9 protein-coding genes, 1 tRNA gene and 1 pseudogene are annotated in these 13,219 nt (G+C 65.1%); all 11 read left to right on the top strand.

Features of this window, described 5'->3' with window-relative positions; translation table 11 throughout:
- Positions 1-135, top strand: a pseudogene (tuf, locus tag K8625_RS41220) (elongation factor Tu); the annotation flags it as partial.
- 101 nt (positions 136-236) lie between these two features.
- Entirely contained in the window at positions 237-401 is a 165-nt protein-coding gene (rpmG, locus tag K8625_RS41215; RefSeq protein ID WP_015349099.1) for a 50S ribosomal protein L33, read from the top strand.
- Positions 402-424: 23 nt separating this feature from the next.
- Positions 425-500: transfer RNA gene (locus K8625_RS41210), tRNA-Trp, on the top strand.
- Between the two features lie 101 nt (positions 501-601).
- Positions 602-1,045 (top strand): preprotein translocase subunit SecE, encoded by a 444-nt coding sequence (secE, locus tag K8625_RS41205; protein WP_223751553.1) that lies wholly within the window; start codon positions 602-604, stop codon positions 1,043-1,045.
- Positions 1,045-1,587 (top strand): transcription termination/antitermination protein NusG, encoded by a 543-nt coding sequence (nusG, locus tag K8625_RS41200; RefSeq protein WP_046713309.1) that lies wholly within the window; start codon positions 1,045-1,047, stop codon positions 1,585-1,587. Before secE ends, nusG begins: the two co-directional genes overlap by 1 nt.
- 134 nt (positions 1,588-1,721) lie before the next feature.
- Positions 1,722-2,168, top strand: a complete 447-nt coding sequence (gene rplK, locus K8625_RS41195; RefSeq protein WP_015349101.1) for a 50S ribosomal protein L11 — start codon at positions 1,722-1,724, stop codon at positions 2,166-2,168.
- A gap of 34 nt (positions 2,169-2,202) precedes the next feature.
- Positions 2,203-2,913 (top strand): 50S ribosomal protein L1, encoded by a 711-nt coding sequence (rplA, locus tag K8625_RS41190; RefSeq protein ID WP_141326199.1) that lies wholly within the window; start codon positions 2,203-2,205, stop codon positions 2,911-2,913.
- Positions 2,914-3,300: 387 nt separating this feature from the next.
- Entirely contained in the window at positions 3,301-3,822 is a 522-nt protein-coding gene (rplJ, locus tag K8625_RS41185) for a 50S ribosomal protein L10 (protein ID WP_141326200.1), read from the top strand.
- 99 nt (positions 3,823-3,921) lie between these two features.
- Complete coding sequence (rplL, locus tag K8625_RS41180) at positions 3,922-4,296, top strand: 50S ribosomal protein L7/L12 (RefSeq protein WP_223751554.1); 375 nt, start codon at positions 3,922-3,924, stop codon at positions 4,294-4,296.
- A gap of 178 nt (positions 4,297-4,474) precedes the next feature.
- Positions 4,475-8,704 (top strand): DNA-directed RNA polymerase subunit beta, encoded by a 4,230-nt coding sequence (rpoB, locus tag K8625_RS41175; protein WP_223751555.1) that lies wholly within the window; start codon positions 4,475-4,477, stop codon positions 8,702-8,704.
- A 133-nt stretch (positions 8,705-8,837) separates the two neighbouring features.
- Positions 8,838-13,052, top strand: a complete 4,215-nt coding sequence (gene rpoC / locus K8625_RS41170) for a DNA-directed RNA polymerase subunit beta' (RefSeq protein WP_141326203.1) — start codon at positions 8,838-8,840, stop codon at positions 13,050-13,052.
- The last annotated feature ends 167 nt before the right edge of the window (positions 13,053-13,219 follow it).

Here is a 13,219-nt window from a genome sequence, read left to right as displayed (position 1 = left end):
GTGATGCCGGGCGACAACATCGCGATCGAGGTGGAGCTGATCACCCCTGTCGCGATGGAGAAGGAGCTGCGCTTCGCTGTTCGCGAGGGTGGCCGCACGGTGGGCGCCGGCGTCGTGGCGGAAGTCATCGAGTAACCCGCCCGGGGAGCTTTCAAGCTCCCTGGCCCCAAACACCGGATTCCGAGGGGAAGGTGCCTGATGGTAACCTTCCCCTTCCGTGTCTGAAGAGGTAGGCCATGCCGAAGGGCAATCGTTCCATCATTTCGCTCGAATGCACGGTGTGCAAGGAGCGGAACTACACGACCACGAAGAACAAGCGGAAGAGCCAGGACAAGCTCGAGCTGAGCAAGTTCTGCTCGCGGTGCCGCAAGCACACGGACCATAAGGAAGGTAAGGTCTAGGTCGGTAGTTCCTGAGAGATTCTAGGCCAGTAGCTCCAACGGTAGAGCAGCGGTCTCCAAATCCGCGTGTTGGGGGTTCGAATCCCTCCTGGCCTGCCAAGTCTCAGTGGGAGCGGGGCCCCCGGTACCTGGAGGTACCGGGGGTTCCTGTGTTTCCGCAGTTCGTGAAATTTCGCTTTCGCAGTACCTCGTGAGGCACCATGGCGACGGCATCAGAGGCCAGCCAGCAGGCTAACCGCTCGGCGATGGATCCGAAGCGGCTCGTGGTCATCTTCTACCTCCTCGCCGGCATCATCCTGGCGCTGTTCCTGGAGCGCTTGTTCGGAGCGCTGTGGGCCAGCTTCGGATGGCCCGATGCGGTGCTCGTCGAGGGGTTGGACTGGAAGGTGTCCACGCTCGTGGGCTACCTGGCGGCCGTGGGCCTCGCACTGGCCGGCTACTTCCACCCCAAGACGCACACCCTCTCCATGGAGGTCGCGTCCGAGCTGATGAAGGTGTCCTGGCCTACCTGGCCGGAGACCCGGACGTCGACCGTGGCCGTGGTCGTCGCCTCGCTCGTGGCCGCGGTGCTGCTCTTCTGCATCGACACCGTCGCATACAACTTGATGGTGGAGTGGCTGCCGTCCCTGTGGGGGAAGCTGTAATGGCGATGAAATGGTTCGTGGTCCACACCTACTCGAACTTCGAGAACCAGGCGAAGAAGAGCCTGGAGGAGAAGATCCGCCTCGAGGGGCTCCAGGACCAGTTCGGTGAGATCCTCATCCCCATGGAGCAGGTCGTGGAGATGGTGAAGGGCGAGAAGAAGACCTCTCGTCGCAAGTTCTTCCCGGGCTACATCTTCGTGCAGATGGAGCTGAACGACCGGACGCTCCACCTGGTGAAGAACACGCCGAAGATCACCGGCTTCCCGGGCACGGGGCAGAACGAGCAGCCGCGGCCCATCTCGGAGAAGGAGGTCGCGAACCTCACGTCGCAGATCTCCGAGGGCACGCTCAAGCCCAAGCCCAAGGTGCAGTTCGACGATGGTGACACGGTGCGTGTGGTGGACGGCCCGTTCGCCAACTTCAACGGCACGGTGGAAGAGGTCAACGCGGAGAAGGGTCGCGTGAAGGTGCTCGTGAGCATCTTCGGTCGCGCCACCCCCGTGGAGCTGGACTTCATGCAGGTGGAGAAGACCACCGGCTAGTTTTTCGCGGGCGACTCGGATAGAGCGCGCCTCGCGGTACTTCCGCGTCCGTCAGGACGCGGTCCCATGGGTGGGAGAGCCTCCCCGTCTGGAGGCCCGTCTGGACCACCCCCTCGAAAGGCAGTTGTCAGCCGATGAAGAAGGTCACAGGTCAGGTCAAGCTGCAGATTCCCGCCGGCAAGGCGAACCCCGCTCCGCCGATCGGCCCCGCGCTCGGTCAGCAGGGCGTGAACATCATGGAGTTCTGCAAGCAGTTCAACGCGAAGACGCAGGCGGAGGCCAAGGAGGGTCTGATCATCCCGGTGATCATCACCGTCTATCAGGACCGCTCCTTTACGTTCATCCTCAAGACGCCTCCGGCGGCCGTCCTCATCAAGAAGGCGGCGGGCCTGCACACCGAGAAGAAGAAGGGCTCGGGAGCGAAGAAGCCTGGCAAGGAGAAGGTGGGGCAGATCACCCGCGCGCAGCTCGAGGAGATCGCCAAGAAGAAGATTCAGGACACCACCGCCGCGTCGCTCGAGGCCTGCATGAACACCATTGCTGGCACCGCGCGCTCCATGGGCATCGACGTCGTCGGCTAGGCCGCCGCCCCACTCACGGACGAGGATTTCTGTCATGGCTAATGGGAAGAAGTTCCGGGCGGCCGCCGCGCTGGTGGACCGCGAGAAGCGTTACACGGTGGCCGAGGGTTTCGCGCTGCTGAAGAAGACGGTGGATGCGCGCGCGTCGAAGTACGACCAGACGGTCGACGTGGCCATCAACCTGGGTGTGGACCCGAAGCACGCGGACCAGATGGTCCGTGGCGCCGTGGTCCTCCCGAACGGTACGGGCGCCACCGTGCGCGTGGCCGTGTTCGCCAAGGGCGAGCGCGCCACCGAGGCTGGCAACGCGGGCGCGGACATCGTGGGCGCGGAGGACCTCCAGAAGCGCATCGAGGAGGGCTTCCTCGACTTCGACACCGTCATCGCCACCCCGGACATGATGGGTATCGTGGGTCGCCTCGGTAAGGTGCTCGGTCCTCGTGGCCTGATGCCGAACCCGAAGGTCGGCACGGTGACCATGGACGTGGCCAAGGCCATCCGCGACGCCAAGGGCGGTAAGGTCGACTTCCGCGCGGAGAAGGCCGGCATCGTCCACGCGAAGATGGGCAAGGCCTCCTTCTCGGTGGACAAGCTCGAGGGCAACTTCAACGCGCTGGTGGACCTGGTGATGAAGCTCAAGCCGGCCACCGCCAAGGGCGTGTACCTGAAGGGCATCGCCATCTCCACGACGATGGGCCCGGGCATCAAGATCGATACCCAGGAGATTCTGGCCCGCCACCGCTAGGCGGCCAGCAGGCGGGCGGTGCTCACTTCCCCGCAGTGGGGGAGTCAGAGCTGCCGCCTGCCTGACGTCTCAGGTTCGAAAGTTCTGGATCTTTGCCGAAGCCGGGGGTATAGGCCCCCGGCTTTTGCAATTGGAGCGCCACGTCATGAGGCGTGCGCTTCGACCTGGTTCATGACAGCAGGGACCCGGTCAGAGGAGAAGTGCCCCGTTGGGAACCGGACAACCGGTCGGGGCGTGGCTTCCTCTGTCGGGTTCAAACGGCCGCAAGGCCAGCCCTGCCGAGACTGGAGGTGCGGTGTGGTGTCTCTCGGAGGCTCCTCTCGCTCTGCCACTTTGGCCCAGGCATCACGCCCGTCGGAAGACGGGCCAAGAAGGAGGTGAGTCAAAGTGCTGAAGAGCGAGAAGGAGGAGATGATCAAGGAGCTCCACGAGAAGTTCTCGCGGACCAAGTCGGCCATCGTCGCGGAGTTCTCCAAGGTGGATGTGGAGACGGTGACGAAGCTGCGCAAGAAGTTCCGCGAGGGCGGCGTCGAGTACAAGGTCATCAAGAACACGCTGGCGCGCCGTGCCGCGCAGGGCACGGACGTGGCTGTCATCGCTGATGACTTCACGGGTCCGGTGGCTCTGTGCCTGAGCTACGGCGACGTGGTGGCCCCGGCGAAGATCCTGACCGAGTTCACGAAGGACCTCGAGGACAAGATCAAGATCCGCACCGCCGTGGTCGACGGCCGCAAGGTCGACGTCAACGGCGTCAAGCAGCTGGCGAAGCTGCCGGGTCTCAACGAGCTCCGGGCGCAGCTGCTCGGCATGCTCAACCAGCCGGCTGGCAAGCTGGTTCGGACGATTGCCGCCCCGGGTTCCCAGCTCGCGCGGGTCGTTCAGGCCCACGCGGACAAGGCGCAGGGTTAGTTTTCCTGATTCATCCGAGAAGTTTCTCTACACCAACCTTGACGGCCGTAGCTCCCACGGGGACGCAGGCCGTTAGTCAAACCCAGAAGGACGAGTTCCATGGCTGACCTGAATGCAATCGTTGAGCAGCTCTCCGGCCTGACCATCATCGAGGCCGCCAACCTGGTGAAGGCCCTCGAGGAGAAGTGGGGCGTCTCCGCCGCCGCCGTCGCCGTTGCCGCCCCCGCGGGTGGTGCTGCGACCGCCGCCCCGGTCGAGGAGAAGACGGAGTTCACGGTGGTGCTGTCGAACGCCGGCGCCAACAAGATCAACGTCATCAAGGAGATCCGCGCGATCACCGGCCTGGGCCTGAAGGAGGCCAAGGACCTGGTCGAGGGCGCGCCCAAGACGGTCAAGGAGGGCGTCAACAAGGACGACGCCAAGAAGATCAAGGACCAGCTCGTTGCCGCTGGCGCCACCGTCGACATCAAGTAAGTCGTACAGGGGCTGCTTGGTTTCCGGGAATTTCCAAGCAGCCTCCTGACCGGATGAGCAGGCCGGCGCTCCCAGTAGGGGGGCTGCCGGCTTTGCCCATTTGACCGTTGCAAATTTCCCGGCGCCGCCGCGCGTTATTGAAGTTTGCCCCGCCCGAGCAGCCGTCCCCGGAGCCAGAATGCCGACGCAGATCCAGAACAATTTCCGCGTGCGGAAGACCTTCGCGAAGATCGCGAAGATCATCGACATTCCCAATCTTATCAACATCCAGAAGCAGTCCTACGAGAAGTTCCTCCAGGCCGATATCGCCCCGGAGAAGCGTGAGGACATCGGCCTTCAGGGTGTCTTCAACTCGGTTTTCCCGATTCGGGATTTCAACGAGACGTCGTCGCTGGAGTTCGTCAGCTACCACCTGGAGAAGCCGAAGTACGACGTCGATGAGTGCCACCAGCGTGGCATGACCTATTCCGCGCCCATCAAGGTCGTCGTCCGCCTGGTGGTGTGGGACAAGGATGAGGAGACCGGCGCGCAGTCCATCCGCGACGTGAAGGAGCAGGAGGTCTACTTCGGGGAAATCCCGCTGATGACCCAGAACGGCACCTTCATCATCAACGGCACGGAGCGCGTGGTCGTCAGCCAGCTGCACCGCAGCCCGGGCGCGTTCTTCGACCACGACAAGGGCAAGAGCCACTCGTCGGGCAAGCTGCTCTACAACGCGCGCATCATCCCCTACCGCGGTTCGTGGATCGACTTCGAGTTCGACCACAAGGACCTGCTGTACGTGCGCATCGACCGGCGCCGCAAGCTGCCCGCCACGGTGCTCATCCGCGCCCTGGGCGCCGTCAGCGACACCGCGAAGAAGAATCCGCTGGAGTTCAAGGGTTCCACCGAGGAGATCCTCAACTACTACTACGCCACGGAGACCATCTACCTCCAGAGCGCGACGGACTTCGAGAAGAGCGTCGAGCTGGAGCTGCTCCCGGGCCAGCGCGCCACCCGCGACATCAAGACGAAGACGGGTGAGCTGATCGTCAAGAAGAACCGCAAGTTCACCCGCGTCGCCATCAAGAAGCTCGAGGCGGCGAAGATGAAGACGCTCCCCATCGACGCGGACGAGCTCTTCACGAAGGTGTCCGCGTACGACGTGGTGGACGAGAACACCGGCGAGGTCATCCTCGAGTGCAACGAGGAAGTCTCGCAGGAGAAGGTGGACGAGCTCCTCAAGCGCAACATCAAGGAGTTCAAGGTCCTCTTCATCGACAACCTCAACGTGGGTCCCTACCTGCGTGAGACGCTCATGCTGGACAAGCTCGAGACGCCCGAGCAGTCCATCATGGAGATCTACCGTCGTCTGCGTCCTGGCGATCCGCCGACGCCCGAGACGGCCATCAACCTGTTCACGAACCTGTTCTTCAACCCCGAGCGCTACGACCTGTCCAAGGTGGGTCGCCTCAAGCTGAACTTCAAGTTCGGCCTCGAGGAGCCGCTCGACGGGCAGATCCTCACCAAGCGGGACATCCTCGAGGTGATCCGCTACCTGATCGATCTGAAGAACGGCAAGGGCACCATCGACGACATCGACCACCTCGGCAACCGGCGCGTGCGCGCGGTGGGCGAGCTGCTCGAGAACCAGTACCGCATCGGTCTGGTTCGCATGGAGCGGGCGATCAAGGAGCGCATGAGTCTCCAGGAGATCGAGACGCTCATGCCGCACGACCTCATCAACGCCAAGCCCGTCACGGCGGTCATCAAGGAGTTCTTCGGGTCCAGCCAGCTGTCGCAGTTCATGGACCAGACGAACCCCCTGTCCGAGGTCACGCACAAGCGTCGTCTGTCCGCGCTCGGGCCCGGCGGCCTCACGCGTGAGCGCGCGGGCTTCGAGGTCCGCGACGTCCACCCGACGCACTACGGCCGCATCTGCCCCATCGAGACGCCGGAAGGTCCGAACATCGGCCTCATCGCGTCCTTGTCCACCTACGCGCGCGTCAACGAGTTCGGCTTCGTGGAGACGCCGTACCGCAAGGTCGACGCGGGCGTGGTGACGACGGACGTGGCCTTCTACTCGGCGCTCGAGGAGGAGAAGCACACCATCGCGCAAGCGAACGCGGAGACGGACAAGAAGGGCAAGTTCGTCAACGCGCTCGTGTCCAGCCGCCGCGGCGGTGAGTTCGTCCAGGCGCGCGCCGAGGACGTGGACCTGATGGACGTGTCGCCGAACCAGCTGGTGTCGGTGGCCGCGTCGCTCATCCCGTTCCTGGAGAACGACGACGCCAACCGCGCCCTCATGGGCTCGAACATGCAGCGCCAGGCGGTTCCGCTGCTGCGCACCAGCGCTCCGCTGGTGGGCACGGGCATCGAAGCCATCGTCGCGCGCGACTCGGGCGTGACGTGTGTCGCGCGCCGTGACGGCACGGTGGAGAGCGTGGACGCCGGCCGCATCGTGGTGAAGGCGGACGTGCCGGCCTCGCTGAGCGACGTGTCGAGCGAGGTCGACATCTACAACCTGCTCAAGTACCAGCGCTCCAACCAGAACACCTGCCTCAACCAGAAGCCCATCATCAGCAAGGGCGACAAGGTCCGGAAGGGTGACGTCATCGCCGACGGCCCGGCCACCGAGACGGGCGAGCTGGCGCTGGGGCAGAACGTGGTCGTCGCGTTCATGCCGTGGCAGGGCTACAACTTCGAGGACTCCATCCTCATCAGCGAGCGCATCCTCAAGGACGACGTCTTCACGTCGATCCACATCGAGGAGTTCGAGTGCATCGCGCGCGACACCAAGCTGGGCAAGGAGGAGATCACCCGCGACATCCCGAACGTGGGTGAGGAGGCCCTCAAGGACCTGGACGAGAGCGGCATCATCCGCATCGGCGCCGAGGTGAAGCCGGGCGACGTGCTGGTGGGCAAGATCACCCCGAAGGGCGAGACCCAGCTGTCTCCCGAAGAGAAGCTCCTGCGAGCCATCTTCGGCGAGAAGGCCGGCGACGTGCGCGACAGCTCCCTGCGCGTGCCCCCGGGCGTGGTGGGCACCGTCATCAACGCCAAGGTGTTCAGCCGCAAGGGCGTGGAGAAGGACGAGCGCGCCAAGCAGATCGAGTCCATGGAGGAGGCGAAGCTCCTCAAGGACCAGAACGACGAGATCAAGGTCCTCCAGGACAGCGCCATCGGCCGCATCCGCGCGCTGGTCCGCGGCAAGGAGGTCCAGGGCAAGCTCGTGGACGACAAGGGGAAGATCCTCCTGAAGAAGGGGGACATCCTCGACGACGCGCTGCTGGCCACGGTGCCCTACAAGTACTGGGGTGAGATCTCCGTCGGCGACCCGCTCGACTCCCGCGTGCGCGACATCCTGCGCAACCTGGAGGAGACGAAGGAGGCCGTGAAGCTGGCCTTCGGCGAGAAGATCGCCCGCATCAAGAAGGGCGACGAGCTGCCTCCGGGCGTCATCAAGATGGTGAAGGTGTACGTCGCCATCAAGCGCAAGCTGGCCGTGGGCGACAAGATGGCCGGCCGCCACGGAAACAAGGGCGTCGTGTCCCGCATCCTCCCCGAGGAGGACATGCCGTACCTGGAGGACGGCCGTCCGGTGGACATCGTCCTCAACCCGCTCGGCGTTCCCAGCCGCATGAACATCGGGCAGATCCTCGAGACGCACCTGGGCTGGGCCGCCAAGGGCACCGGCGAGGCGCTGCAGCGCTACGTGGAGGACAACTGGGGCGCGGAGGCCATCAAGGAGCGCCTCAAGGTCATCTACGGCGCGGAGACCCCGTTCGCGGCGTTCCTCGACAAGCTGGACGAGGAGGAGATCCGCCAGCTGTGCCGTCGCTCCAAGCGCGGCATCCACGTGGCGACGCCGGTGTTCGACGGCGCCCAGGAGCTGGAGATCCACCAGCTGCTCGACGAGGGCAAGCTGCCCCGCACGGGCCAGATGGTGCTCTTCGACGGCCGCACGGGTGAGCCGTTCGACCAGAACGTCACCGTGGGCGTGATGTACATGCTCAAGCTGCACCACCTGGTGGACGAGAAGATCCACGCGCGTTCCATCGGGCCCTACTCCCTGGTCACCCAGCAGCCGCTGGGCGGCAAGGCGCAGTTCGGCGGTCAGCGTCTGGGCGAGATGGAAGTCTGGGCGATGGAGGCCTACGGCGCGGCGTACACGCTGCAGGAGTTCCTCACCGTCAAGTCGGACGACGTGGTGGGCCGCACGCGCATGTACGAGGCCATCGTCAAGGGCGACAACGTCCTGGAGAGCGGCCTGCCCGAGTCGTTCAACGTGCTCCTCAAGGAGCTCCAGTCGCTCGCGCTGGACGTCGAGCTGCTCGAGAGCGCCCCCCCGGAGCGGCAGCGCAGCTTCGGCGGCGACTTCCTCGGCGGCGGTGACGGCGAGGAGCGCAAGACCGGGACCGAGGCCTGAGTTAGAGCCGGCGCGCCCGCCTGACCGGCCGCCCGCCACCCCGTGAGGGGGTGGGCGCGGCCGGGTCCGGGGCGGGGGCCCGAATCAGCTGGCGTTCCCCACGGGGGACGCCTCACGAGATTTCGGAGGCAACGTGAAGGACATTTTCAACTTCTTCGAGAAGCCGAAGGACCCGTTGTCGTTCAACGCCATTCGCATCGCGCTGGCGTCGCCCGACAAGATCCGCCAGTGGTCGCACGGTGAGGTGAAGAAGCCCGAGACCATCAACTACCGCACGTTCAAGCCGGAGCGTGACGGCCTGTTCTGCGCCCGCATCTTCGGGCCGGTGAAGGACTACGAGTGCAACTGCGGCAAGTACAAGCGCATGAAGCACCGTGGCGTGGTGTGTGAGAAGTGTGGCGTGGAGGTCATCCAGTCGAAGGTCCGCCGCGAGCGTCTGGGTCACATCACCCTGGCCACGCCGGTGGCCCACATCTGGTTCCTCAAGTCGCTGCCCAGCCGCATCGGCAACCTGCTCGACATCACGCTCAAGGAGCTGGAGAAGGTCCTCTACTGCGAGAGCTACATCGTCCTCGACCCCAAGTCGACGCCGCTGCAGGCCGGTGAGCTCATCAGCGAGGAGAAGATGCACCGGCTCTACCAGGAGCACGGTGAGGACTCCTTCACCACGGGCATGGGCGGCGAGGCCGTCCGCGAGATGCTCAAGGGCCTGGACGTGGAGAAGCTGTCCGAGGCGCTGCGCAAGGACATGCGCGAGACCACCAGCGAGGCGAAGCGGAAGAAGTACGCCAAGCGCCTGAAGGTGGCCGAGGCGTTCCGCGTCTCCGGCAACAAGCCCGAGTGGATGATGCTGGACGTGATTCCGGTCATCCCGCCGGACCTGCGCCCGCTCGTTCCCCTCGACGGTGGCCGCTTCGCGACCTCCGACCTGAACGACCTGTACCGCCGCGTCATCAACCGCAACAACCGTCTCAAGCGCCTGCAGGAGCTCAACGCTCCGGACATCATCATCCGCAACGAGAAGCGGATGCTGCAGGAGGCCGTCGACGCGCTGTTCGACAACGGCCGCCGCGGCAAGACGATCACGGGCCCCAACAAGCGCCCGCTCAAGTCGCTGTCCGACATGCTCAAGGGCAAGCAGGGCCGGTTCCGCCAGAACCTGCTCGGCAAGCGCGTGGACTACTCGGGCCGCTCCGTCATCGTCGTCGGTCCCGAGCTGCGCCTGCACCAGTGCGGCCTGCCGAAGATCATGGCGCTCGAGCTGTTCAAGCCGTTCATCTACAACAAGCTCGAAGAGAAGGGCTACGTCACCACCATCAAGTCGGCCAAGAAGATGGTGGAGAAGGAGCGTCCCGAGGTCTGGGACATCCTCGAGGACGTCATCCGCGAGCACCCGGTGCTCCTCAACCGCGCGCCCACGCTGCACCGCCTGGGCATGCAGGCCTTCGAGCCCGTGCTCATCGAGGGCAAGGCCATCCAGCTGCACCCGCTCGTCTGCGCGGCGTTCAACGCCGACTTCGACGGTGACCAGATGGCCGTGCACGTGCCGCTCTCCATCGAGGCTCAGATGGAGGCCCGCGTGCTGATGATGTCGACGAACAACATCCTCAGCCCCGCCAACGGCAAGCCCATCATCGTCCCGACGCAGGACATGGTGCTCGGCATCTACTACATGACCCGCGCCCGCGAGTTCGCCAACGGCGAGGGCCGCGTGTTCAGCTCGCCCGACGAGGTCCGCGCCGCGTACGACCACGGCGAGGTGCACCTGCAGGCGAAGGTGGTCTGCCGCATCGACGGCAAGCGCAAGGAGACCACCGTCGGCCGCGTCCTGCTGTGGGAGGTGGTTCCCCGCCGCGTGGGCTTCGACGCCATCAACAAGGTGCTCGACAAGAAGTCGCTCGGCGGCCTCATCGACCTCTGCTACCGCCTGACCGGCGAGAAGGAGACGGTGCTGCTCGCGGACCGCATCCGCAGCCTCGGCTACTTCAACGCCACGCGCGCTGGTATCTCCATCGCGCTGAAGGACATGATCATCCCCGCGAAGAAGCAGGAGTTCCTGGACTACGCGGGCAAGGAGGTGTCGGAGATCGAGAACCAGTACCTCGAGGGTCTCATCACCGACGGCGAGCGCTACAACAAGGTCATCGATATCTGGGCCGAGGTGACGGAGAAGGTCGCCCAGGAGATGATGCAGCAGATCTCCCAGGAGGAGGCCTCGCGGGAGAAGGACGGCAAGCGGGAGTCGCGCAAGCAGCCGTCGTTCAACCCCATCTACATCATGGCCGACTCGGGCGCGCGTGGTAGCGCCCAGCAGATCCGTCAGCTCGCCGGTATGCGCGGACTGATGGCGAAGCCGTCCGGCGAAATCATCGAGACGCCCATCACCGCGAACTTCCGCGAGGGTCTCTCGGTGCTCCAGTACTTCATCTCCACGCACGGCGCCCGCAAGGGTCTGGCGGACACGGCGCTCAAGACGGCCAACTCCGGTTACCTCACCCGCCGTCTCGTTGACGTGGCGCAGGACGCCATCATCAACGAGTACGACTGCGGCACCATGGACGGTCTGTTCATCGGGGCCCTGGTCGAGGGTGGTGAGATCATCGAGCCGCTCGGCGAGCGCATCCTGGGCCGCGTGGCCCTGGACGACATCCTCGACCCCGTCACGGGCGAGGTGCTGGTGCGCGCCAACGAGGAGATCGACGAGGACCGCGTCCGCCGCATCGAGAACAGCGGCCTGGACAAGGTGAAGATCCGCTCGGTGCTCACGTGCCAGGCCAAGCGCGGCATCTGCGTGGAGTGCTACGGCCGTGACCTGGCGCGTGGCCGCAAGGTGTCCGTGGGCGAGGCCGTGGGTGTCATCGCGGCGCAGTCCATCGGTGAGCCGGGTACGCAGCTGACGATGCGCACGTTCCACATCGGTGGCGCGGCGACGCGGCGCGCGGAGCAGTCCAGCCTGGAGAACCGGTACGCCGGTAGCGTGAAGTTCGCGGGCCTCATCACGGTGCAGAAGACGGACGGCACGCTCGTGGCGATGAACCGCAACGGCGAGCTGGTCGTCGTCGACGACTCCGGCCGCGAGCGCGAGCGCTACCAGGTCATCTACGGCGCCCGCATCCTGGTGAAGGAAGGCCAGCGCATCGAGGCGAGCACGCTGCTGGCGGAGTGGGATCCGTTCGCCATCCCGCTGCTCACCGAGGTGGGCGGTACCGTGCGCTACGAGGACATCATCGAGGGCGTGACGATGTCCGAGACCCTGGACGAAGTGACGGGTCTGTCGCGCAAGACGGTCATCGAGTCGAAGGACCCGGAGGCGCGTCCGCGCGTCTCCATCCGCGACGCCCAGGGCAACACGAAGGACCTGCCCTCGTCCCGCAACCCGGCGAGCTACTTCCTGCCGCAGGGCTCCATCATCACCGTCAACGACGGCGATGAGATCCACCCGGGCGAGGTCATCGCCAAGGTGCCGCGCGAGACGACCAAGACGAAGGACATCACGGGCGGTCTGCCCCGCGTGGCCGAGCTGTTCGAGGCGCGCAAGCCGAAGGATGCCGCGGCCATCGCGGAGATCGACGGCGTGGTGTCGTTCGGCAAGGACACCAAGGGCAAGCGCAAGCTCATCATCACCCCCGAGGTGAACGGCGAGCAGCGCACGGACCTGGCCAAGGAGTATTTGATCTCCAAGGGCAAGAACATCAGCGTCCACTCCGGCGACCGCGTGAAGGCCGGCGAGGCGATGATGGACGGCGCGGCCAACCCGCACGACATCCTCAAGGTCCTGGGCGAGAAGGAGCTCGCGCGCTACCTGGTGGACGAAGTGCAGGAGGTCTACCGCCTCCAGGGCGTGAAGATTAACGACAAGCACATCGAGACCATCGTCCGGCAGATGCTGCGCCGGGTGCGCGTCACGGATGTGGGCGACACCAACTTCCTGGTCGACGAGCAGGTGGAGAAGTGGGTGTTCGAGGAGGAGAACGAGAAGATCATGGCCGAGGGCAAGCGCCCGGCCGTGGGTGAGCCGCTGCTGCTCGGCATCACCAAGGCCTCGCTCTCCACCGAGTCGTTCATCTCGGCGTCCTCCTTCCAGGAGACCACCAAGGTGCTCACCGAGGCCGCCATCAACGGCAAGGTGGACTACCTGCGCGGCCTCAAGGAGAACGTCATCATGGGTCGGCTCATCCCCGCCGGTACGGGTCTGCCGAACTACAAGCACCTCGACATCGAGGTGGAGAGCCCGACCGACGAGGTCAACGAGATGGAGGCCGCGCTGGCCGGTGCCCACGGCGATGGTGGGCCCCTGTCCGCTCCGGCTCCCCGTCCGGAAGGCACCCAGACGACGGGCGCCGCCTAGCGCTCGCCAGGCCGCCCCTCGGGCGAGCCTGGGTGCAGTCCTCCCGCCGCTCCGGCCTTCGTGCCGGGGCGGCGGTTTCATTTTCAGACCCAGTTAGTCGGGCTTTCCGGGACGTCGTCCTTGACGGTCATGGCGCGCCGCGTTATGTTTTGCGCGGAGAGTTTTTG

Source organism: Myxococcus sp. AS-1-15, from assembly GCF_020037055.1.
Lineage (GTDB): Bacteria > Myxococcota > Myxococcia > Myxococcales > Myxococcaceae > Myxococcus > Myxococcus fulvus.
This window is presented reverse-complemented; position numbering and strand designations above follow the sequence as displayed.